General features: G+C 66.5%; 20 protein-coding genes. 10 read left to right on the plus strand and 10 right to left on the minus strand.

The window, feature by feature from the left end; translation table 11 throughout:
* Positions 1–161: 161 nt before the first annotated feature.
* From uca to J8I35_RS01335, 5 genes are all read left to right on the plus strand, one after another.
* Complete coding sequence (gene uca, locus J8I35_RS01315; protein WP_209924258.1) at positions 162–3776, plus strand: urea carboxylase; 3615 nt, start codon at positions 162–164, stop codon at positions 3774–3776.
* Positions 3773–5644: an allophanate hydrolase gene (gene atzF, locus J8I35_RS01320; RefSeq protein WP_209924259.1), complete on the plus strand. Its 1872-nt coding sequence runs from the start codon at positions 3773–3775 to the stop codon at positions 5642–5644. The genes uca and atzF overlap by 4 nt, the downstream gene beginning before the upstream one ends.
* 64 nt (positions 5645–5708) lie before the next feature.
* Positions 5709–6683: an ABC transporter permease gene (locus tag J8I35_RS01325; RefSeq protein WP_050015417.1), complete on the plus strand. Its 975-nt coding sequence runs from the start codon at positions 5709–5711 to the stop codon at positions 6681–6683.
* A 45-nt stretch (positions 6684–6728) separates the two neighbouring features.
* Positions 6729–7640, plus strand: coding sequence for an ABC transporter ATP-binding protein (locus J8I35_RS01330; protein WP_209924260.1), 912 nt, complete (start codon positions 6729–6731; stop codon positions 7638–7640).
* 208 nt (positions 7641–7848) lie between these two features.
* Positions 7849–8586 carry a transporter substrate-binding domain-containing protein gene (locus J8I35_RS01335; RefSeq protein ID WP_209924261.1) on the plus strand — a complete coding sequence of 246 codons (738 nt, stop codon included), beginning with the start codon at positions 7849–7851 and terminating at the stop codon, positions 8584–8586.
* A 67-nt stretch (positions 8587–8653) separates the two neighbouring features.
* Here the strand turns inward: J8I35_RS01335 and J8I35_RS01340 are convergent, their stop codons facing one another.
* From J8I35_RS01340 to J8I35_RS01350, 3 genes are read right to left on the minus strand one after another with little or no spacing between them, the layout of a single operon-like run.
* Complete coding sequence (locus J8I35_RS01340) at positions 8654–9250, minus strand: NADPH-dependent F420 reductase (RefSeq protein WP_209924262.1); 597 nt, start codon at positions 9248–9250, stop codon at positions 8654–8656.
* A gap of 27 nt (positions 9251–9277) precedes the next feature.
* Entirely contained in the window at positions 9278–10045 is a 768-nt protein-coding gene (locus J8I35_RS01345) for an SDR family oxidoreductase (protein WP_209924263.1), read from the minus strand.
* A 13-nt stretch (positions 10046–10058) separates the two neighbouring features.
* Positions 10059–10793, minus strand: a complete 735-nt coding sequence (locus J8I35_RS01350; protein ID WP_209924264.1) for an SDR family oxidoreductase — start codon at positions 10791–10793, stop codon at positions 10059–10061.
* A gap of 108 nt (positions 10794–10901) precedes the next feature.
* On the opposite strand from J8I35_RS01350, the gene J8I35_RS01355 reads away from it, so the two are divergent.
* Positions 10902–11825 (plus strand): LysR family transcriptional regulator, encoded by a 924-nt coding sequence (locus tag J8I35_RS01355; RefSeq protein WP_209924265.1) that lies wholly within the window; start codon positions 10902–10904, stop codon positions 11823–11825.
* Between the two features lie 108 nt (positions 11826–11933).
* On the opposite strand, the gene J8I35_RS01360 is transcribed toward J8I35_RS01355, so the two are convergent.
* Positions 11934–12851, minus strand: coding sequence for a LysR family transcriptional regulator (locus tag J8I35_RS01360; protein WP_089490058.1), 918 nt, complete (start codon positions 12849–12851; stop codon positions 11934–11936).
* Between the two features lie 139 nt (positions 12852–12990).
* Here J8I35_RS01360 and J8I35_RS01365 point away from each other — a divergent pair, with 139 nt between their 5' ends.
* Entirely contained in the window at positions 12991–13755 is a 765-nt protein-coding gene (locus J8I35_RS01365; protein ID WP_089490057.1) for an SDR family oxidoreductase, read from the plus strand.
* 153 nt (positions 13756–13908) lie between these two features.
* On the opposite strand, the gene J8I35_RS01370 is transcribed toward J8I35_RS01365, so the two are convergent.
* The gene (locus J8I35_RS01370) at positions 13909–14841 is read right to left on the minus strand and encodes a LysR family transcriptional regulator (protein ID WP_089490056.1); all 933 of its coding nucleotides are present in this window, start codon (positions 14839–14841) and stop codon (positions 13909–13911) included.
* 210 nt (positions 14842–15051) lie between these two features.
* Between J8I35_RS01370 and J8I35_RS01375 the strand changes: the two genes are divergently transcribed.
* Positions 15052–15918, plus strand: a complete 867-nt coding sequence (locus J8I35_RS01375) for an NmrA family NAD(P)-binding protein (protein WP_209924487.1) — start codon at positions 15052–15054, stop codon at positions 15916–15918.
* A 372-nt stretch (positions 15919–16290) separates the two neighbouring features.
* On the opposite strand, the gene J8I35_RS01380 is transcribed toward J8I35_RS01375, so the two are convergent.
* Entirely contained in the window at positions 16291–16725 is a 435-nt protein-coding gene (locus J8I35_RS01380; RefSeq protein WP_050015389.1) for a helix-turn-helix domain-containing protein, read from the minus strand.
* Between the two features lie 109 nt (positions 16726–16834).
* On the opposite strand from J8I35_RS01380, the gene J8I35_RS01385 reads away from it, so the two are divergent.
* Together J8I35_RS01385 and J8I35_RS01390 are read left to right on the plus strand one after the other, a co-directional pair.
* Positions 16835–17452: an NAD(P)H-dependent oxidoreductase gene (locus J8I35_RS01385; RefSeq protein WP_176015903.1), complete on the plus strand. Its 618-nt coding sequence runs from the start codon at positions 16835–16837 to the stop codon at positions 17450–17452.
* Positions 17449–17706 (plus strand): hypothetical protein, encoded by a 258-nt coding sequence (locus J8I35_RS01390; protein WP_209924266.1) that lies wholly within the window; start codon positions 17449–17451, stop codon positions 17704–17706. The genes J8I35_RS01385 and J8I35_RS01390 overlap by 4 nt, the downstream gene beginning before the upstream one ends.
* 207 nt (positions 17707–17913) lie before the next feature.
* Here the strand turns inward: J8I35_RS01390 and J8I35_RS01395 are convergent, their stop codons facing one another.
* From J8I35_RS01395 to J8I35_RS01410, 4 genes are all read right to left on the minus strand, one after another.
* On the minus strand, positions 17914–19146 hold the full coding sequence (locus J8I35_RS01395) for an MFS transporter (protein WP_050015386.1): 1233 nt from the start codon (positions 19144–19146) through the stop codon (positions 17914–17916).
* Positions 19147–19319: 173 nt separating this feature from the next.
* On the minus strand, positions 19320–20153 hold the full coding sequence (gene aroE, locus J8I35_RS01400; protein ID WP_050015384.1) for a shikimate dehydrogenase: 834 nt from the start codon (positions 20151–20153) through the stop codon (positions 19320–19322).
* Positions 20150–21373, minus strand: coding sequence for a CoA transferase (locus tag J8I35_RS01405; RefSeq protein ID WP_050015382.1), 1224 nt, complete (start codon positions 21371–21373; stop codon positions 20150–20152). Before J8I35_RS01405 ends, aroE begins: the two co-directional genes overlap by 4 nt.
* Positions 21373–21831, minus strand: a complete 459-nt coding sequence (locus tag J8I35_RS01410) for a MaoC family dehydratase (protein ID WP_209924488.1) — start codon at positions 21829–21831, stop codon at positions 21373–21375. Before J8I35_RS01410 ends, J8I35_RS01405 begins: the two co-directional genes overlap by 1 nt.
* Position 21832: the final 1 nt, after the last annotated feature.

A 21832-nucleotide genomic window follows, 5' to 3' on the forward strand; every position in this document is an offset into this window, starting at 1 on the left:
GCCCCTTGGGGCGGCCCGGCAGGAGGCGGAATGAACTACCCCCACGCTCACTTGCTTTGCATGGGGCCGGAGTACGCGCTGAAGCGCTACTCCGGGCCGACACGTTCGCTGCCCCCCAAGGGGGCGGTTGCCTCCTTTGGGGCGGCCCGGCAGGAGGCAACATGAGATTCGCCAAAGTCCTCGTCGCGAACCGCGGCGAAATTGCGTGCCGCGTGATCCGCACGCTGAAGCGCCTCGGCATCACATCGGTCGCGATCTATTCGGATGCCGATCGCGACGCGCGCCACGTAGCGCTCGCCGACGAAGCCGTGCGTGTCGGGCCCGCACCGGCGGCCGACAGCTATCTGAATGTCGCGGCGATCCTCGACGCCGCACGCGAGACCGGCGCGCAGGCCGTGCACCCCGGCTACGGCTTCCTGTCCGAGCACGCGGGCTTCGCCGATGCCTGCGAAGCGGCGGGCCTGCGCTTCATCGGGCCGCGCGGCGATCACATGCGCGCGTTCGGCCTCAAGCACACCGCGCGCGAACTCGCGGCGGCGCACGGCGTCGCGCTGCTGCCCGGCACCGGATTGCTTGACGATGTAACGACAGCGCTCGCCGAAGCCGACGCGATCGGCTATCCGGTGATGCTGAAAAGCACCGCGGGCGGCGGCGGCATCGGCATGTCGCTGTGCCGCGATGCCGCGCAGCTCGGCGCGGCGTTCGAATCGGTCGTGCGGCTCGGCGCCGCGAACTTCGCGCATGCGGGCGTCTATCTCGAGAAGTTCGTCGAACACGCGCGGCACATCGAAGTGCAGATCTTCGGCGACGGCCGCGGCGGTGCGATCGCGCTCGGCGAACGCGATTGCTCGGTGCAGCGGCGCAACCAGAAGGTGATCGAGGAAACGCCCGCGCCCGACCTGACCGACGCCGAGCGCGACGCGCTGCACGGGAGCGCGGTGCGGCTCGCGCGCGCGGTGGGCTACGCATCGGCCGGCACGGTCGAATTCGTGTTCGACGCGAGCACGCGGCAGTTCTATTTCCTCGAGGTGAACACGCGGCTGCAGGTTGAACATTGCGTGACCGAGGCCGTGACGGGTGTCGATCTCGTCGAATGGATGATCCTGCAGGCCGAAGGCGACCTGCCGCTGCTCGATACGCTCGCCGTCGCGCCGCGCGGCGCGAGCATCCAGGTGCGGCTCTATGCGGAGGATCCGAACAAGCAGTTCCAGCCGAGCGCCGGGCTGCTCACGCACGTCGCGTTTCCCGACGACGTGCGGGTCGACGGCTGGATCGACGCGGGCACGGAGATCAGCGCGCATTACGATCCGCTGCTCGCGAAGCTGATCGTGCGCGGCGACACGCGGCGCGACGCGCTGGCCGCGCTGCGCGCCGCGCTCGACCGGACCGAGTTGTACGGGATCGAGACCAACCTCGACTACCTGCGCGCCGTCGTCGGGTCCGACACGTTCGCGCGCGGCGCGCCGACGACCGCCTTCCTGTCGCGCTTCGCGTTCGCGCCGCACACGATCGACGTGCTGGACGGCGGCGTGCAGACCACCGTGCAGCAGGCGCCCGGGCGGGTCGGCTACTGGAGCGTCGGCGTGCCGCCGTCGGGGCCGATGGACGATCGCGCGTTCGACCTCGCGAACGCGCTGCTCGGCAACGCGCGCGACGCGGCCGGGCTGGAATTCACGATGGTCGGCGCGACGCTGCGCTTCAATACCGCGACGCTGTTCGTGCTCGGCGGCGCGCCGCTCGCGGCCACGCTCGACGGCGATGCGGTGCCGTTCTGGCAGGTCGTGCGCGCACGACCGGGTGCGGTGCTCAAGCTTGGCGGTGTGACCGGCGCGGGCGTGCGCGCGTGTCTCGCCGTCAAGGGCGGGCTGCAGGTGCCCGACTATCTCGGCAGCAAGGCGACCTTCACGCTCGGCCAGTTCGGCGGCCATGCGGGCCGAGCGCTGCGCAAGGGCGACGTGCTGCATCTGCACGCGGACGCCGGGCGCGGTGACGCCGGTGCGACGCTGGCCGCGGCCGATATTCCCGCGCTGACGCATGCGTGGACGCTCGGCGTGCTCGACGGTCCGCATGGCGCGCCGGATTTCTTTACGCCGGACGACATCGAGATGCTCTACGGCACGCAGTGGACCGTCCATTACAACTCCAGCCGCACCGGCGTGCGGCTGATCGGCCCGAAGCCGCAATGGGCGCGCGCGGACGGTGGCGAGGCGGGGCTGCATCCGTCGAATATTCACGACAACGCGTATGCGATCGGCGCCGTCGATTTCACCGGCGACATGCCGGTGATTCTCGGCCCGGACGGGCCGAGCCTCGGCGGCTTCGTGTGTCCGGTGACGGTCGTGCGCGACGAGCTGTGGAAGCTTGGGCAGTTGCGGCCGGGCGATACCGTGCAGTTCGTGCGGGCGAACGTGTCGGTCGGGATATCGGCTGCGGCGATCGTGAATGCGACGGATGACGTTGCTGCTGTTGCTGCTGCATCCGCCTCATCCGACGATTGCGTGCTGCACCGCGACCCGTCGGCCGGCGGCGGTATCGGCGTCGTCTACCGGCGCTCGGGCGACCGCAACGTGCTGGTTGAATACGGGCCGCCCGTGCTCGACCTGAACCTGCGCTTTCGCGTGCACGCGCTGATGGGCTGGCTCGACGCGCACCGGCTGCCCGGCATGCTCGACCTGACGCCGGGTATCCGCTCGCTCCAGGTGCAGTTCGATTCACGGACGCTGCCGCTGGACGCGCTGCTCGCGCATCTGCAGGCCGCCGAGCGCGAACTGGCCGACGTGGCGGACCTGCGCGTGCCGAACCGCATCGTGCATCTGCCGCTGTCGTGGGACGACCCGTCGACGCGCGTCGCGATCGAGCGCTACATGCAGTCGGTGCGGCCCGATGCGCCGTGGTGCCCGAGCAATATCGAGTTCATTCGGCGCATCAACGGGCTGGCGAGCATCGACGACGTGAAGCGGATCGTGTTCGACGCGCGCTATTTGGTGATGGGCCTCGGCGACGTCTACCTCGGTGCGCCCGTCGCGACGCCACTCGATCCGCGGCACCGGCTCGTGACGACGAAGTACAACCCGGCGCGCACCTGGACGCCGGAGAACGCGGTCGGCATCGGCGGCGCGTATCTGTGCGTGTACGGAATGGAAGGGCCGGGCGGCTATCAGTTCGTCGGCCGTACCGTGCAGATGTGGAATCGCCACCGCACCACGCGTGAATTCGAGGCCGGCAAGCCGTGGCTGCTGCGCTTCTTCGACGAGATCCGCTTCTACGAAGTCAGCGAGGCCGAACTGGCTGCGCTGCGCGCGGATTTCATCGCGGGCCGCGCGACGCTGAAGATCGAGGAATCGGTGTTCGATCTGCGCGAATACAACCGCTTCCTGCACGACGAGGCGGAGTCGATCGCCGCGTTCAAGGCGACGCAGCAGGCCGCGTTCGACGCGGAGCGCGAGCGGTGGCGCGCGGCGGGCCACGCGGAATACGTCGGCGACGGGGAACTGGGCGATGCGCAAGCGGACCGCGTAGCGGGCGCGCTCGACGACACGCAGCGCGCGATCGCCGCGGACGTATCGGGCAGCGTGTGGAAAGTGCTGGTCGAAGCCGGCGAGCGCGTGACCGAAGGGCAGGTCGTCGCGATCGTCGAGTCGATGAAGATGGAGGTGGCGGTGACGGCAACGGAAGACGGCACGATCGAGACGATCGATTGCGCGCCTGGCGCGGCAGTGGTGGCCGGCCAGCGGCTGATGGTGATGAAGACGGGCGCCGCCGAGGAGGTCGCATGAGCACGACGGAACGCTCGATCCTGCCCGGGCTGCACTCGATTGCCGCGCTGCGCGCGCGCTACGCGGCGGGCGGCCTGACGCCGCATGCGCTCGTCGACGCGATCGCCGCGCACTTCGACGCGGGCGACCCGCACCATGCGTGGATCCGGCCGCTGACGCGCGACGAGATGATGCCGTATGCCGACGCGCTGGCCGGGCGCGACATCGCGTCGTTGCCGTTGTACGGCGTGCCGTTCGCGATCAAGGACAACATCGACCTCGCCGGCATACCGACGACAGCCGGTTGCCCGGCCTATGCGTACACGCCGGCACGCAGCGCACCGGTGGTCGAGCGATTGATCGCGGCCGGCGCGATTCCCGTCGGCAAGACCAATCTCGACCAGTTCGCGACCGGGCTCTCCGGGCAGCGCTCGCCTTACGGCGCGTGCCGCAATGCGCTCGATCCGCGCTATGCGTCGGGCGGCTCGAGTTCCGGGTCGGCGGTGGCGGTCGCGCTCGGCGTCGCGACGTTCTCGCTCGGCACCGACACGGCCGGCTCCGGGCGCGTGCCGGCCGCCTTCCACGGGCTCGTCGGGCTCAAGCCGACACGGGGCGTGCTGAGCACGCTCGGCGTGGTGCCGGCCTGCCGGTCGCTCGATTGCGTGTCGGTGTTCGCGCGTTCGGCGGACGACGCGCGCACCGTGTTCGCCGCCGCGCACGGCGTGACGGAAGGCGACCCGTACGGGCGCGCATGGCAGCCGCTGTTGGGCGGGGACGGATTGCGCGCGGACCCGGCGCGGCCGCTCGCACAATTGCGGTTCGGCACGCCGCGCGCCGATCAGCTCGAATTCTTCGGCGACGCATCGTATCGCGCGGCGTGGGGCGCGGCGCTCGACCGGCTGCGCGCGAGCGGCGCGTGGATCGTCGAGATCGACTTCGCACCGTTTCTGGCCGCCGCGCGGCTGCTGTACGACGGCCCGTGGGTCGCCGAGCGGCTCGCCGCGATCGGCGCGTTCGCCGCGCGCGAGCCCGACGCGCTGCATCCGGTGATCCGCGAAATCGTTGGCGGCGCGGCGCGCTTCAGCGCCGCCGATGCGTTCGCCGCATTCGACCGGCTCGCGGCGCTGCGCGTCGATGCGGCCCGCGCGTGGGACGGCCTCGACGCGATCGTGATGCCGACCTCGGCGACGACCGCGACCGTCGACGCGCTCGAAGCCGATCCGATCTCGATCAATTCGCGCTTCGGCTACTACACGAACTTCGTGAACCTGCTCGACCTGTCGGCGATCGCGGTGCCGGCGGGCACGTGCGCGACCGGGCCGCATGCGGGCTTGCCGTTCGGGATCACGTTCGTCGGGCGTGCGCACGACGATGCGCGGCTGCTCGATCTCGCGCACGCGTGGGGCGATGGCGCTGCCGCCGTCGACGACGTTCGGCCGCCTGCGGCCGCGATGTCGGCGCGTGCCGCAGCCGCGGGTGTCGTGCGGGTGGCCGTCGTCGGCGCGCATCTTCGCGGCGAACCGTTGAACGGGCAGCTCACGCAGCGTGGCGCGCGCTTCGTCGCCGCGACCACGACCGCGCCGGCCTATCGCCTCTATGCGCTGTCCGCCGATGCAAGCGGCGGTGTCGCCAAACCGGGCCTCGTGCGCGTGCCGGACGGCGGCGCGCCGATCGCGGTCGAGGTCTGGGAGATGCCGGTCGACGCGTACGGCAGTTTCGTCGCCGGCATCGCGGCGCCGCTCGGCATCGGCACGCTGACACTCGCCGACGGTGCGCGCGTGCAGGGCTTCCTGTGCGAAAGCGCGGCGCTCGACGATGCGCAGGACATCACGCGCTTCGGCGGCTGGCGCGCTTACCGCGCACAGGCGGCGCGCGGCGCACCGCAATGAACGCACGGTCGCGCGATGCCGCGGCATCCGCGCGACCGGCACCCGAAACGAGATGGAGATTCCGATGACAACGACCCGCAACACGACCGGCTGGCTCGCGGTGCGCCGCGAGCTCACCACGCGCGGCAAATGGACGCTCGGGCTGGCGTCCTTCCTGCTGCCGTTCGCCGTCTGGTGCCTGATCAGCTATGTCCCGTTCGTCTGGCATCCGCAGATGCGCATCACGAACCCGGGCAGCGTCGATTATTTCCAGACCGGCATGCAGATCGACCGCGACGTGTTCGACGACGAGCTCGCGCATGCACGCGCGACGCACGCGGCGGTGCCCGAAGGCGTGCGCGCGAATCCGGTCTACCTGCCGGCGCCGCACCAGGTCTTGCGCGCGTTCTATACGGCGTTCACGACGCCGCCCGCGTCGCGCGACGGCGTGTGGCTGCACGAAAGCCTGTGGCACAGCATCCGCATCATCTTCTGGGGCTTCGTGATTTCGTCCGCGATCGGCGTGCCGCTCGGCATCGTCTGCGGCACCTTCAGCGCGCTCGCGCGGCTGCAGGAGCCGTTCCTGGAGTTCTTCCGCTATCTGCCGGCGCCCGCGTTCGGCGCGCTGATGGTCGCGATTCTCGGCATCTACGACGCACCGAAGATCGCGATCATCGTGATCGGCACGCTATTCCAGCAGGTGCTGATCGTCGCGAACACCACGCGCAAGCTCGAATACGGGCTGTTCGAGGCCGCGATGACGCTCGGCACGAAGAAGCTGAAGCTGCTCACGCACGTCGTGATTCCGGGCGTGCTGCCGGACCTGTATCGCGATCAGCGGATCCTGCTCGGCTGGGCATGGACTTACCTGATCGTCGCCGAGCTGGTCGGCACGAGTTCGGGCATCACGTGGTACATCAGCCAGCAGGCGCGCTACCAGCATTTCGACAACGTGTATGCGGCGATCCTGATGATCGGGATCATCGGCCTCGGCACCGACATCGTGCTCGGGTTGCTCGGCCGCCGGCTCTTTCCGTGGGACCGCACGCTGAAAGCGTGAGCGCTGCCCGCCCGTACCCATCGACCGATTTCCGCAGAGGGCATCATGCAGAATCCGCAAGCCGTTCCCGATTACCTGGTCCAATCCGACGCGGTGCGCGAGCGCTTCGCGCGGCTGAAGGCCCGCGACGTGATACTCGACGTACGACACGTCGGCAAGCGTTTCGCGACGCCGCAGGGCGACTGCGTCGCGCTCGACGACATCAGTTTCCGTACGCACCGGCGCGAGTTCGTGTGCGTGATTGGTCCGTCCGGCTGCGGCAAGTCGACGTTGATCCGTATCCTCGCCGGGCTCGACGCGCAGACGAGCGGCGAGGTGCTGCTGGACGGCAAACCGGTCGACGGGCCGGGCGCCGATCGCGGGATGGTGTTCCAGGGATACACGCTGTTTCCGTGGCTCACGGTGAAGAAGAACGTGATGTTCGGTCTGCGAATGAACGGCAGCAGCAGCGGCGTGGCCGAGCGCGAGGCGTTGCAGTGGCTCGATCTCGTCGGGCTGACGCGTTTCGCCGACGTGTATCCGCACCAGCTGTCGGGCGGCATGAAGCAGCGCGTGGCGATTGCGCGCGCGCTCGCGAACCGTCCGCGCATCCTGCTGATGGACGAACCGTTCGGCGCGCTGGACGCACAGACGCGTGCGAGGATGCAGACGCACCTGCTCGACATCTGGCGCAACATCGACGTGACGATCCTGTTCATCACGCACGACCTCGACGAGGCGATTTTTCTGGCTGACCGGATCCTGGTGCTGAAGGCGAATCCGGGCGGGGTGCAGGAGCTGATCGAGGTGCCGGTGCCGCGGCCGCGCGATTATTCGCAGGTCAATACGCCCGCGTTCATCGCGACGAAGGCGCGGCTCGAAGCGCTGATTCATCCGAAGGAAGCCCCGACGGCGGAAGACGACGGCATCAAGCCGCACATGATCCGGATGACGGATGTTGCGGATAACGTCGAATAGCGCGGAGCCAATTCATGCCGTCACGCGTCGATCCATGTCTCGTGCCGGATATCGAGGCTCAAATTGACGACTTCACTGACGCTTGCACCCAAATGATGACGTCGACTGGCTTACACCCGGATTAATTTTGTCCACGCTTAGTGAACGTCGACTTCCCACGGTAAGCTGATGAATTCCTGATCGATTCTTCGGCTTGCGAGAGAAAGCGATGAAGGTGAGCATTGCGTACATCGAAGAACCGCCATTCGGCTGGACCGAAGCGGAGGGCACCGCTACCGGCGCCGATCTCGAACTCGCGGCGATGATCCTCCGGCAGATTGGCATCACCCGGATCGAGTATTGCGCGACGACGTTCAGCGAATTGCTGCCCGGCGTCGCATCAGGTCACTGGGACATGAACGTGCCGCTCTTCGTGACGCCGCAGCGGGCCGATACCGTTGCGTTCAGCGCACCGGTGTGGGGCATCGAAGACGGTTTTCTGGTTCGGCCCGGCAACCCGAAGGCGCTCACGAGTTATGCGTCGATCGCCCAACGTCCCGATGCGCGCCTCGGCATCATTGCCGGGCAGGTCCAGCACGATTCCGCGATGGCGTCGGGCGTGAGCCGGCGGCAAATCGTCGTCTTCGAGCAGCAGGCCGACGCGATCGCGGCCGTGCTCTCCGGCGTGATCGACGCCTATGCGAGCACCGCGTTGGGGAATCGAATCGTGGCGGGCCGGATAGGCAGCGCGCTGATCGAGGCCGTCGCGCACGAGCCGGATGTCGACGGCAGACAGCGGACGCCGCCGCTCGGCGCGTTTTCGTTCAGCCGGGAAAACCGCGGTCTTCTCGACGCGTTTGATCGGCAACTTCGTCGCTATCTCGGCTCGCCCGACCATCGCGCTCGCATGGCGAGGTTCGGGCTGACGGCGCGCGAGATCGATCCGGCCGTCTCGCAGGCAGGATAGGTCGCTGCTCGGCAGCGAACGGCAACCGTCCATTCGACTCGGTGAAGTGGCTGAAAGCCGACGTCGATCAGTCGAACCTGACCAGATCCTTGAAGATCAGGCGCCCCCAGTTCTTTCCGCGCGCGTGCACCAGCCAGCCCCCTTCCGACAGCCCGCCAAGCTGGATCGGCGCGAAACCGAGTTGTTCCGCGAGCGCACCCACTTCCGCCGCGGCCTCGTCATCGTCGCTCGCCAGAAACACGACTCGCCTGCCGCCGTGGACGGCCGGGTCCTGGCCCAGGACGCCAGCGACCAGATGGTTGAAGCCTTTCACCAGCCTGGCGCCGGCGAATGCTTTCGCGACGAAGGCCGAGGAAGGGAGGCCGTCCAGTTCGTCCAGCGGGGCCTGCGTGTTCATCGCGTCGATGATGGTCTTCCCGGTCCAGTCGGCCAGCGATTTCGCGACCGCCGGATGCGACTCGAAACGAACCGCCAGAAAGATGACGTCGGCCTTGACGGCTTCCGCCAGGGTCGTGGGGACGATCGCAGGTCCGATCGCGGCCGCATCGGCCGCGAAGCTTTGCGGATCACGCGTGGTTGCAACGGCCACTTCGATGCCGTGGCGGGCGAACGCGTTGGCAAGCGCGTGGCCGATCTTGCCGAAGCCGATGATGGCGTAACGCATGGGTTTCTCCTTCGTTTTCCAGTGTGCTCAGAGCTTGTAACCGCCGCTCGCCTCGATCGTCTGTCCGGTCACCCAACGACCGTCATCCGAAGCCAGAAACGCGACGACGGCGGCGATTTCCGAAGGCTCGCCGAATCGGCCCAGTGCGATTTGCGCCTCCGCTGCCTTGACGAGGTCGGGATTCTCGCGAAAGGCGGCGTTCGCATCCGTTCGCGTGAAGCCCGGCGCGACGGCGTTCGCGGTGATGCCGCGCGGCCCCAGCTCGATGGCGAGCGTCTGGGTCAGCGTGTTGATCGCCGCTTTCGCCATCGAGTAGACGGGCGCCGCCGTGACGGGCTTCGTGGCGGCCGCGGATGAAATGTTGACGATGCATCCGCCATCGGCGAGGCGATCCAGCGCGGCCTGGATGATGAAGAAGGGCGCGCGGGCATAGACCGCCATCAGGGTGTCCCAGCTTTCCGGCGTCGCATCCTTGAAGCCGAGCCAGCCGGAATTGCCGGCGTTGTTGACCAGAATGTCGAGGGTCTTGCTGCCGTTGCGCCGGGGGAGCTCGTCGTCGAGTGTTTCGAACAACGCCGGGACGCTCGCCGGGTCGACGAGATCCGCATGGATCGCAAACGCGGTGCCGCCCGCTTTCTCGATCGCAGCGATCGCCTCGTCCGCGCCGGATTTGCTGGCGTTGTAGGTCAGTGCGACGGTCGCGCCGTCCCTGGCAAGACGTTCGGCGATCGCGCGGCCAATGCCGCGTGACGCGCCGGTCACGAGCGCGGTCTTGCCTTTTAGCGATTGAGTCATTGGGTCGTTCTCCTCAGAGTTGTGCCAGGCCGCCGTCGACGGCGACCTCGCTGGCGGTCATGAAGCTGCTGTCCGACGACGCAAGAAAGGCGGCCACCGCGCCGATCTCTGCCGGGTCGGCCATGCGCTGGAGCGGCGTCAGCGCGCCGTAGGCCTTCTGGCCTGCTTCGCCCAGCGCTTCCTTGGCGAGCTCGGTCGCGGTGGCGCCGGGCGACAACACGTTGACCCGGATGCCGGAACCCTTCAGGTCCTCGGCCCAGGTCCGGGCGAGGTTGCGCACCGCGGCCTTGCTCGCGCTGTAGGCGGTGAAGCCGGGCGCGCCCGTGGTGCCGGCGCTCGAGCCGGTCAGGATGATCGACCCGCCCGCGCCCATCAGCGGCAGCGCTTTCTGGACCGTGAAGATCGTCCCCTTCACATTGGTGTCGAACGTGTCGTCGATGTGCGCGGCGGTGATCTGGCCGAGGGGAAGCGGGCTTCCCGTCCCCGCATTGGCGAAGACGATGTCGAGGGTGCCGCGCTCCGCCTTCACCGCCGCGTAGAGCCGGTCGAGGTCGGCCGGCTCGGAGACCGAGCCTTTCACCGCGCGGGCATGGGGCCCCAGGTCGGCCACCGCCGCGTCGAGCGCGTCCTGCCGGCGGCCGAAGAGAAAGACGACAGCGCCTTCGTCGATGAAGCGCTTTGCCGCGGCGCGGCCGATGCCGGTTGCGCCGCCGGTGATCACGGCGGTCTTGCCATTCAGTCTGTTCATATCGTGCGTCCTTCGAAACAAAAGCGAGAAACTCGATTCTGGCGTGCTTGATTCATGAAGCCAATTGACTGAATATCTATAAGTGCCATCTACTTTTTAGATAGATATATGCTGGACAACGTCACCATCAATCAGCTTCGGGCGTTCGTCGCCGTGTGCGACCAAGGGAGCTTTTCCGGCGCAGCACGGGAACTGAGGCGCGCGCAATCAGCGATCAGTCATGCGATCAACGCGCTCGAGAGCGCATTCGATGTGGTGCTGTTCGAGCGCAATACGCGCAAGGCGACGCTCACGGCCGCCGGCCGCAGCCTGTTGCCCGATGCGCGCGGGGTCATCTCACGCACCGAGGAAATGAAGATGCGTGCGGTTGCGATTGCCGAAACCGGCGTCCCGCAGGTGTCGATCTCGATCGACACCTACTTTCCGCGTGCGCATTTGATCGAATGCCTGCGCACGCTTCAGGCGGAATTTCCAACGGTTGCCCTCGATCTGCGCATGACGACCATGCAGGGCGGCGAGCGCCTGGTTCTCCAGGGCACGTGCGCATTGGCGGTGACGATCACCGACGTGCCCGAGCTGAGCCCGGGCACCATCGAACGGCATCATTTGCTCGATACGCAAATGGTGACCGTATGTGGGCCCGCGCATCCGCTGGCCGCATTGGCGACGCCGATTCCGCGGGAGGAGTTCGGCCGGCACATCCAGCTCGTCGTCACCGACAATCAGCCCGATGCGGAAAAGACCCAGCAAGGGGTCGCCGGTGAACGCCAGTGGTGGGTGAACGATCTCGGCGCGAAGCACGACCTGCTCAGAGGGAATTTGTGCTGGGGGCACATGCCGCGCCATATGGTCGAGGCCGACCTCGCGAACGGAACGCTGGTCGAGCTCCAGCGGCGTGCGTGGCACATGCGTCCGCTGACGTTCATGATTTCGCAGCGGCGCGGGTACGCGTTTTCCGGATGCGAGACGCGGCTGGTTGAGCTCCTTGGCGGTTGCCCGTCGCAAAAGGCGGGAAAAGCGAGGCCGGTGTAACGTGCGGCCGCTTTCGGGTGGCAGCGGCCTTGATGGAGCGAGGCAAGGGCATCAGGCGCCGGCGCGGTCATGGGGCAGGCGGGGCTTGACTCAACCACCCACCGAACGTCACTTTGGCCATCGCCACACGGGATTGCCGAGATGTTCGGCGAAGTAGTCGGACAATGCCGTCACCTTGGCCGGTCGCGCCCGTGCCGACGGCGTAACGAAATAAAGACCGCCCTTCGTCAGCGACCAGTCGGTGAGGATCGCTTCGAGACGGCCATCGGCCAGATACTCGTACGCAATGAACTCCGGCAACTCGGCGATAGCAAGACCATCGAGCAGCGTCGGCAACAGCGCATCGGCGTTGGTCACGCGTAGCGGGCCCGTCGGCATCACCGATTCCTCGTCGCCCGCGTCGTTCGTGAAGCGCCATACGGCACTGCGCGCGCGATACGCGTACGACAGGCACGGGCGATCCGCCAGCTCGCTCGGATGCGTGGGTCGCCCTTCGCGCCGCAAATATTCCGGCGACGCCACCACGAATTGCGTGACCGCGCACAGCCGACGCGCGACCAGCGACGAATCCGGCAGCGCGGCGATGCGCAACGCGGCGTCGAATCCATCGGCAATCAGATCGACCGACGCATCCGATAAATGCAAGTCGATCGATACCGCCGGATACGCGCGAAAGAAGCCCGGCAGCAGCGGCGCGACCCAGCGCAGCCCGAACGACATCGGCACGGCCAGACGCACCAGTCCGCGCGGCTGCACCGACATTTCGCGCGCCGAGCTTTCCGCCTCCTCCGCCTGGCGATAGATCTCGCCGGCTTGCTCGCTGATCGTCCGGCCGAACTCGGTCAGCGACAGCTGGCGCGACGTGCGGTTGAACAGCCGCGCGCCGAGCCGGTCCTCCAGACGCGCCACACCGCGCGAGACAGTGGCGACCGACACGCCGGTCGCGCGCGCCGCGGCGGCGAACGATCCGTGCTCCGCCACCTTCGCGAACATCGCGAGCCCTTCGAAATCAGGTAGCTGCGCCATTTCTCCTCATCTTTGCATTTATGCAACGTTTGTTTGCGATTGATTCTATTTCGAAAAGATTGGGCCGTCGATATTCTCTTCACATCGCAGCACGTCACACCCAACCGAAACACATTGATCGAACGAAAGGAGCAATACCATGGCACGCAAACTCGACAACAAGATCGCACTCGTCACCGGCGCAACCAGCGGCATCGGCCTGGCCACCGCCCAACGCTTCGCGGCTGATGGTGCGCACGTCTATCTCACGGGCCGCCGGCAGGCCGAGCTCGATGCCGCCGTGGAAGGGATTCGCGCAGCCGGCGGCAACGCGACCGGCGTGCGTTCCGATTCCACGAAGCTCGATGAACTCGACGCGCTGTATGCGCAAATCAAGGAAGAACAGGGGCGCCTGGACGTGCTGTTCGTGAACGCCGGCGGCGGTTCGATGCTGCCGCTGGGCAGCATCACCGAAGCGCACTACGACGAAACCTTCGATCGCAACGTGAAGGCCGTGCTGTTCACCGTGCAGAAGGCGCTGCCGCTGCTCGCCGATGGCGCATCGGTGATTCTGACCGGCTCGACGGCGGGTAGCGCGGGCACCGCTGCGTTCAGCGTGTACTCGGCGTCGAAGGCGGCCGTGCGTGCGTTCGCGCGCAGCTGGATTCTCGACCTCAAGGACCGCCGCATCCGCGTGAACACGATCAGCCCGGGCGCGACCCGCACGCCCGGCCTGCTGGATCTCGCCGGTGACGATGCGGCTCAGCGGCAGGGGCTTGCCGATTATCTGGCGGCCCAGATCCCGATGGGGCGCCTCGGCGAGCCGGGCGAGATCGCGAGCGCCGCGCTGTTCCTGGCGTCGGACGACGCGAGCTTCGTGAACGGCATCGAATTGTTCGTCGATGGCGGTCAGCAGCAGATTTGAGCGGGACTGATCGACGCGACCGGGTGCAGGCGGTCGCGTCGATCGTCTTTATCGAGGTAAGCAATCACGATATCGACGCCCCCGGCGCATTCAATTGCCGGATACCTGCCGGCACCCTGTCGAAGCTCGCTAACGGGTTTCGCCGGAACAGCACTAACGGGCGCCGACGCCGCCGTGCACGCCCGTCAGTTCGACCATGAAATCCAGGAACGCGCGAGTCTTCGCCGGCACGTGATGCCGGGATGGGTAGTACGCGTATAACGGGTACCGCTCGTCGGCCCATTCGGGAAAAAGATTGATCAACCGGCCGTCGGCGATCAGCGGCTCGGCGCCGAGCAGCAACATCTGCGCAATGCCGGAACCGGCGAGGCATGCGTTGAGCAGCGCGCCGGGATCGTTGACCGTCAGGCGTCCGCGGGTGTCGACCACGATGCGTTTGCGCCGGCGATGGAATTCCCACGCGAACGGCCTGCCTGTCTCCGGATTGCGGAATTCCAGGCAGCGGTGGCTGCGGTTTTCGAGGTCCTGGGGTTTGGCCGGCCGTCCGCGACGCGCGATGTACGAGGGCGCCGCGACCGTCACGACGCCGGTATCGAGCAGCTTTCTCGCGATCAGGCTGGATGGCCGCGGTTCGCCGAATCGCACGGCGAGGTCGAAGCCGTCCATGACGAGGTCGCCCAGGCTGTCTCGCGCGATGAGCTCGATTTCGAGCTCGGGATGCGCGTCCATGAACGCATCGAGCCGTGGCCCGAGAATGGCCCGGTAGACGACCGGATCCAGATTGATTCGCAGCCTTCCGCGCACCGCGGAGACGCTGCCCGCCGCCGCTGCCGCGGCTTCCTCCAGCCCGGCGAGATGGGGCATGACCTGCTCGTAAAAGCGGCGGCCCTCTTCGGTCAGCGACACCGACCGCGTCGTTCGGTTGAAAAGCCGGATGTTCAGCCTTCTCTCCAGCCGCGCAATCGCCCGACTGACGCCCGGCGGCGTCATGCCGATTACGTCGGCGGCGGCCGAAAACGTCCCCGCATCGACCACGGCAGCGAACACGCTGATGCTGCCGGACAGTTTCTCGCTACTGGATCTCATGATTGTTCGACTGAGTACGGTTGGCCGATCGCGCGCGACCCACTGAAGGCCGACACGCCAACGCCGCACAGCGTAGCCATGCCGGGCGTCGGTGTCGATCATGCCGAATTGATGACATGTTGTCACTTATCTGATGCCATCCATGTCATTTTGTTTTGGTCGGCGTTTGTCCAGAATGCGACCCACGTATTCGCACATGGAGAACGAGCAATGTATGCAATCACTGGAATCACCGGTCAGGTCGGTGGCGCACTGGCGCGCGAACTGCTGGCCTCGGGCGACGCGGTGCGCGCGGTCGTACGCGACACGACGCGGGCAGCGGCATGGGCGGCGCGCGGGTGCGAGGTCGCGACCGCGTTCATGGAAGATCCTTCGTCGCTCGCCGCCGCATTCACCGGCGCGACGGGCGTGTTCATCCTGCTGCCGCCGGTGTTCGATCCGGCGCCCGGGTTTCCCGAAGCGCGGAAGGTGATCGAAGCCGTATCCGCCGCGCTGCTGAAGGCGCGCCCCGAAAAGGTCGTTTGCCTGTCGACGATCGGCGCGCAGGCCGACGAGACCAATCTGCTCACGCAACTCACGCTGATGGAGCAGGCGCTGCGCGAGATGCCGATGCCGGTGACGTTCCTGCGGCCCGGCTGGTTCATCGAGAACGCCGCGTGGGACGTTGCCTCCGCGCGCGACGGGGGCGTCGTCGCCAGTTATCTGCAGCCGCTCGACAAGCCCGTGCCGATGGTCGCCACCGCGGACGTGGGCCGCGTCGCGGCGGAACTGCTTCGGCAGACGTGGAGCGGGGTGCGTGTCGTCGAGCTCGAGGGGCCGCGCCGGGTGAGCCCCAACGATCTCGCGCTGGCCTTCGCTCGCGTTCTGGGCCGGGACGTGCGAGCGGAAGCCGTCGACAGGCGAACGTGGGACGCGTTGTTTCGCGCGCAGGGCATGAAGCATCCGCGCCCGCGCACGCGCATGCTGGACGGCTTCAACGAAGGCTGGATCGATTTCGAAAGCGGTCCTGACGAAATCTTGCGAGGCCATGTCGCGCTGGACACGGTGCTGGGCGAGTTGGTGTCGCGTGCGGTCTGATTGAGTGCGGTGGCGGGGCGTGGCGTGCTTGCGCTACGCCCGCCCATGCATCGGATTTCCGGTCAGGCAGATAGTGGCTTCCATGCCGAAGGGGGGGTGTAAATGTCGCTATTGACGTCATTGATGACTATGGCGAACGGCCTCGTCCGGAGTCTGGACTGCGCAGCATTTCGGGCATCCGCCGGTGTCTCCTGCGGCTCAGCCCGATGGAGGCCAATCGGATGACATTTTCGCCGGAACTTCACCTGCTGGATAGATCGGAAAATGCAGCGCTTTCGCACCCCAAGAAAGATCCGCGTCGGGACAGGTCCCGACGCGAGCCGGCACTTGGATTTCGCCGCTGTGTTTGCACAAGCCACGGCCTGGACCCGTTTATCGACGCTGGTAGACAACGCCCTGAATCAAGACCTGATCCGGCTCCGGCTCCTCGTCAAAACGTTTATGCGCTTCGGCAATGGCGACTTGATTCTCGTTCGCCCAGTTGACCAACGCCATGACAGGCTTCAACAGCGTTCTTCCCATGTCAGTGAGTTGGTAATCGACGCGAGGAGGAATCGTTGGATACATCGTTCGGGTTACCAGTCCGTCGCGTTCCAGTCCGCGCAAGGTCAGTGTCAGCATCCGCTGCGAAATGCCGTCGATGCCGCGCTTCAATTCGTTGAAGCGCCGCGAGCCATTGGCCAGCATGGCGACAATGTAGAGGCTCCACTTGTCGCCGATGCGATCCAGGATTTCACGAGTTGCCAGGCAGCCCCCAGCGTCAGGTGCAGGCATATCGGCAGGTAGTTCGGAGTGACTAAGTGACATGCGTGTGCCTTCTTGTGGGAAAACGGCAGGAACCATACCATCCTTTGTATGAATTGGTAAGTAAGGAACGATATCTTACTTAGTTCTCTTTTTATACCTTGGAGCCGCCGTGAGCCACACCCTACTTGTCACGTCCAGCCCGCGCGGGGCTGACAGCCTTTCCACCCGATTTGCCACCGAAATCGCAGAGGGCATCCAGGCGCGCGCGGGCGGCCCGCTGACCGTGCGTGACCTTGCCGCGAATCCTCCGCCCCATATCGCACCGGCCTACATCCAGGGCCGGATCACGTCGCCCGAAGATCGCACGCCGGAACAGGTCGAGGCGGTGAAGGTCGCGCAAGAGTTGGTCGATGAGTTGAAGGTCGCCGATGTGATCGTGCTCGGTTCGGGCATGATCAACTTCAGTCTGTCCTCGCAGCTAAAGGCGTGGTTCGATCACGTCACCTGGCCGGGCGTCACCTTCAGTTACGGCGATACTGGGCCGAAGGGACTGCTGACTGGCAAGAAAGTCTATCTCCTTGCCGCTGCCGGTGGCGTGTTCTCGGAAGGTGCCTGGGCGCCGTTCGACTTCCAGACCAGCTATTTGCTGCATCTGCTCGGTTTCATCGGCCTGACCGACGTTGAAGTGGTGCGTGTCGAAGGCACGGTTTTCGGCCCCGATGCGGCGAAGGCCGCAATCGCCCACACCGAAACGGCTATCAAAGCCTTGTTGGCGAAGGCTGCGTGACGCTGGCTGACATTGCCGCCGACTACGGTTTTAACCGCGATCAGGCGCGTGCCATCGCTCTTGATCCTGAACGGCACCATCGCGTCGAAGCGGAAGCGTTCAAGTCGGCCAATGCCGGTGTGCGTTCGGTTCCTCATTTTGTCTTTGGGGAAAGCATTCCCATCAATGGGGGGCGCAGCGAAGACGAGATTGCTGGCAATACAAGCAGCTTCCGGCGCGATCGCTCTCTGACGCGGCTTCCTCAAATCCAATGACTCGGAAGTCGGCGTACGCCCGATAAGGTTCTGCGGAGGTGTCGACCGTGTTGGCCGATGCCCGACCAAAAGACCGGCCGTCGGATGACCGAAGTACTTCAAGAAGCGACGAAGGGACCGTGATCTTACGACCGATCGCAATGGGTCGACAGCTGACGACGCGCTGAAAACCCATACCGCCTTCTCCCACCGATTTCCCGCCGCAACTCACCGACCATTCCCCGCCCGCGCGGGAACGACTGCCACCCCCAAATTCGCGCCACCCATTCTCGGCAACCACGCAAACGCAATCGTAACCAGCGTGACGCCCACGCCAAGCATCGGCACCACCATCGGCCACGCGCCGGACGGATAGCGCGGATCGGTGAAAGCCGCCGCCGTCTGCCCCACGCTGAAAGCGAAGAACATCATGATGAAGCCGGACCACGAGACCGCGCGGCCGGCAAGATGTGGCAGCCCGCTGACCGCGCCTGCCTGCCCGCACGGCTGATGGATCCCGTGGCCGAGGCAATACACGCCATGCCCGACGAGCAGCGGCCAGATGCTGCCGGGAAGCAGCGCGCACCCCAATGCCTGGATCACCGCACCGGAGAGGCTCAACGTCGCCCCTTGGCGTACCGTTCGCAGCATGCTTTGACGTCGCAGCAACTGCCGGCAGCCAAAGGTACTCAGCACATAGACGAGCGTCCCGCTCGCGGGGATCCAGCCGTATCGCTGCGGCGAGATGCCGAACTGCCGGATGTAGATCGTCGGAGAAAGCAGCAGAAAACAGAACATGCCGGTGTACGTCGACGCGGCCAGCAGCGTCCATACCCTGAACGGGGCATTGCCGAATATCTCGCGCACGTCCCCGGTCGAGTTCCTACGCGGCGCGATTCTGGCGGCGCTTTCCTCGAAGCCGTACCAGCACATGACGAGCAAGCCGAACGCATACAGGCTCATCCCCGCGAGTACCCATCGCCAGCCGGCGTGCTGCGTGACATACGCACCGACAAGCGGGGCGAGGAACGCCATCATTCCCATTCCCATGAAACCGCGCGCCATCACGTACGGGCCGTCGCCCGCCGAATACCGGTCGCGCACCGTCGCACGGGCGCATACCAGGATCGCGGCCATGGCAAAGCCCTGCATCGCACGCGCGGCCACCAGCATCGCGGCGGTCGACGCGATCGCCGCCGCCAATGCACTCAGCGCATAGAGCGCAAGGCCGGTCAGCAAGACGGGACGACGGCCGAATCGGTCGGAAAGACTGCCCATCGGCAACTGTCCGATACCGAATATCAGTGCGAAAACCGTGAGGCTGACGCTGGCGGAGCCCAGCGTCGCGGCGATTTCGGGCAGTGCCGGCAGGTAACTGTCGGTCGCCACCGGCTGGGCCGCCAGCAGCAGCGGCAACATGAGCGCGAAGTTCAGGCGAGCGGGGCGCGTGGTGTCCGGCATGACGGTGTTCGGCACGGTCTCGGGCGTGGGAGGAGGGCCGCGGCAAGGCAGCGTTGCTCGGCGCAGCGCGTTCGTATGGACGCGCCGAGTCTACCCGATCGCGCCTGCCGCCTCTGTCGCGATCGATGGCATCGCGCATCGGGATCGCCTGCATGCCGATCCCCATCGCGTGTTCAGTCGAACGGCACGGCCAGCCGATCGATCACCGAACTGGTCGCGGGGCGCACACCGCGCCACCATGCGAACGCCTCGGCCGCCTGCTCGACCAGCATGCCGACGCCATCCGCGATCCCGTGCACGCCGGCATTTTTCGCGAGCCGGAGAAACGGCGTGAGTCGCTTGCCATAGGCGAGCTCGTAAGCAGTTCCCTTCGGACTGAACACGCTCGGCGGGACAGGCGGCAGGTCGCCGGTCAAACTGGCCGACGTCGCGTTGACGACCAGGTCGAAACGTCCCATCCGCGCGAGGTCCGCGTAGCTGCCGGCCACGAGCGGGCCGCGCCCGGCGACCTGCGCGGCCAGTGCGCGCGCCTTGTCGACGTCGCGATTCGCGATCACGAGTTCCGCCGGGCCGGCTTCGAGGAACGGCAACAGCGCGCCGCGTGCCGCGCCGCCCGCACCGAGCACCAGCACACGCTTGCCGGCCATCGGCAGATGGAGGTTCGCCTCGATATCGCGAACCAGCCCGATGCCGTCGAAGTTGTCCGCCAGGATGCGGCCGCCGTCGAACTTGAGTGCGTTGGCCGCGCCCGCGAGTTGCGCACGCTCGCTGCGTTCATCCGACATCGCGAACGCGTCGAGCTTGAACGGCGCGGTGACGTTGATGCCCTTGCCGCCGCCATCGAAAAACGCACGCACCGCGGCAGCGAAAGCGCCTGCCGGCTCGAGCGGGCCCTCGATCGCCGTATAGCGGAGGTCCTGCTTCGTCTCTTGCGCGAAGAGGCCGTGAATCAGCGGGGATTTCGTATGTCCGATCGGATTGCCGATCACCGCGTATTGATCAGTCATCGTTGGCTCGCTTTCGAGTAGAGGACACCGTCGGCCTGCATCGCATCGATTTCGGCCGAATCGAACCCGAGAGAACGGGCGACTTCCGCGTTGTGCTGCCCGAGATCGGGCGCGACGTCGCGAATCGTCGTATCGCAATCGGAGAACCGGAACGGCAGGTTGGGCAGGCGCAGCGTGCCGTAGCGCGGATGCTGCTGCTCGACGACCATGCCTCTGGCCTGGATCTGCGGATCGTTCAACACTTCGTCGATGCGCTGCACCTTCGCGCACGGAACGTCGATGCCGTCCAGCAGGTCCAGTACCGACGCGACGGAACGCGCGGCCACCCACGGCTCGACCACCGACAGAATCTCCGTACGGTGCGCGTTGCGTCCGGTGCTGTCGTGAAACCGCGTGTCGGCGCCGAAACCCGCCGGGCCACCGTGTGCCGCGATCAGCGCGGCGAAGCGCTTCCACGCGTCGTCCACCTGCGCGGCGATCACGAGATCGCCGTCCGCGGCGCGGAACACGCCATAGAGCGTCGACGTCGGCATGTCGTGCCCGGTCTGCTCGGGCAGCACGCCCTTCAGCGTGTAGCACTGCACCGCGTATTCGTGCATCGATACCAGCGTGTCGTACAGCGCCATGTCGACGTGCTGCCCGCGACCGCTCTTCACGCGCCCCAGCAGCGCGGCGTTGATCGCCGCGACCGCATGAATGCCCGTGTACATGTCGCCGAGCGAAATGCGCAGCAGCGGCGGGCGCTCGCCCGGCGTGCCGACCATCTGCATGATCCCGCTCTTCGCTTCGGCGATCAGCCCGAAACCTGCGCGATGCGCATCGGGGCCGGTGTGACCGTACGCCGAAATCGAGCAATAGACGAGGCCCGGATTGCGCGCCGACAGTGCTTCATAGCCGAGCCCGAGCTTGTCCAGTGCGCCCGGCCGATAGTTCTCGATGAAGACGTCGGCGGAGTCGCACAGCCGCTGCATGAACGCCTTGCCGCGCGGGTCCTTCATGTTGACGCTCACGCCGCGCTTGCCCATGTTGAGCTGCAGGAAATAGCCGCTTTGCTGGTCGTCGAGCACGGTCGCGTGCTGGCGTCCGGCGTCGCCGGCGCCGGGACGCTCGACCTTGATGACTTCGGCGCCGAGCGCCGCGAGACAGCGCCCGACATACGGGCCGGCGAGGAAATGGCTGTAGTCGACGACGCGAATGCCTTCGAGGGGACGAGCCTGCATCACGGTGCCTCCGGACGGCGCGGCACCATCAGTCGATGTTCGCCGCGTTGAACGACCTGCCCGTCCTGATTGATCAGTTCCGACGGCAGCACGACGATGCCCCAGTCCGGACGGCTCTTGCTGGCCCGCATCGACCCGACGCGGAACGTCACGTGCAGCACGTCGCCGACCTTGATCGGCAGCAGGAAATCCCAGGTCCAGCCGAGCGACATGCCCGGCAGGAAGCGATAGTCGCTCTGCGTCTTCAGGCCGTCGGCCACGGACAGGCCGAACAGCCCGTGCGCGACGAGGCAGCCGAAATGGCTGGCGTTCGCGTATGCCTCGTCCACGTGAACGGGCGTGTGGTCGCCGGTGAGGTCGGCATACGCGAGAATGCGCTCCTTGGTCACGACGTAGGTCGGGCTCATGCAGGTGTCGCCTTCGCGGGCGTCGTCCCAGTATTTCTCGACGATGGTCATG

This window comes from Burkholderia sp. CpTa8-5, from assembly GCF_017815045.1.
In the GTDB taxonomy this organism is placed as follows: Bacteria; Pseudomonadota; Gammaproteobacteria; order Burkholderiales; family Burkholderiaceae; genus Burkholderia; species Burkholderia sola.

Excerpts from the sequence above, each read along its gene's own strand:
- J8I35_RS01370 (WP_089490056.1), bottom strand. The coding sequence starts at position 14,841 with ATGAGATCCAGTAGCGAGAAACTGTCCGGCAGCATCAGCGTGTTCGCT.
- J8I35_RS01395 (WP_050015386.1), bottom strand. The coding sequence starts at position 19,146 with ATGCCGGACACCACGCGCCCCGCTCGCCTGAACTTCGCGCTCATGTTG.
- J8I35_RS01380 (WP_050015389.1), bottom strand. The coding sequence starts at position 16,725 with ATGTCACTTAGTCACTCCGAACTACCTGCCGATATGCCTGCACCTGAC.
- J8I35_RS01335 (WP_209924261.1), top strand. The coding sequence starts at position 7,849 with ATGAAGGTGAGCATTGCGTACATCGAAGAACCGCCATTCGGCTGGACC.
- J8I35_RS01340 (WP_209924262.1), bottom strand. The coding sequence starts at position 9,250 with ATGCGTTACGCCATCATCGGCTTCGGCAAGATCGGCCACGCGCTTGCC.
- aroE (WP_050015384.1), bottom strand. The coding sequence starts at position 20,153 with ATGACTGATCAATACGCGGTGATCGGCAATCCGATCGGACATACGAAA.
- atzF (WP_209924259.1), top strand. The coding sequence starts at position 3,773 with ATGAGCACGACGGAACGCTCGATCCTGCCCGGGCTGCACTCGATTGCC.
- J8I35_RS01350 (WP_209924264.1), bottom strand. The coding sequence starts at position 10,793 with ATGAACAGACTGAATGGCAAGACCGCCGTGATCACCGGCGGCGCAACC.
- J8I35_RS01410 (WP_209924488.1), bottom strand. The coding sequence starts at position 21,831 with ATGACCATCGTCGAGAAATACTGGGACGACGCCCGCGAAGGCGACACC.
- J8I35_RS01355 (WP_209924265.1), top strand. The coding sequence starts at position 10,902 with ATGCTGGACAACGTCACCATCAATCAGCTTCGGGCGTTCGTCGCCGTG.
- J8I35_RS01375 (WP_209924487.1), top strand. The coding sequence starts at position 15,052 with ATGTATGCAATCACTGGAATCACCGGTCAGGTCGGTGGCGCACTGGCG.
- J8I35_RS01360 (WP_089490058.1), bottom strand. The coding sequence starts at position 12,851 with ATGGCGCAGCTACCTGATTTCGAAGGGCTCGCGATGTTCGCGAAGGTG.
- J8I35_RS01345 (WP_209924263.1), bottom strand. The coding sequence starts at position 10,045 with ATGACTCAATCGCTAAAAGGCAAGACCGCGCTCGTGACCGGCGCGTCA.
- J8I35_RS01330 (WP_209924260.1), top strand. The coding sequence starts at position 6,729 with ATGCAGAATCCGCAAGCCGTTCCCGATTACCTGGTCCAATCCGACGCG.
- J8I35_RS01325 (WP_050015417.1), top strand. The coding sequence starts at position 5,709 with ATGACAACGACCCGCAACACGACCGGCTGGCTCGCGGTGCGCCGCGAG.
- J8I35_RS01365 (WP_089490057.1), top strand. The coding sequence starts at position 12,991 with ATGGCACGCAAACTCGACAACAAGATCGCACTCGTCACCGGCGCAACC.
- J8I35_RS01405 (WP_050015382.1), bottom strand. The coding sequence starts at position 21,373 with ATGCAGGCTCGTCCCCTCGAAGGCATTCGCGTCGTCGACTACAGCCAT.
- uca (WP_209924258.1), top strand. The coding sequence starts at position 162 with ATGAGATTCGCCAAAGTCCTCGTCGCGAACCGCGGCGAAATTGCGTGC.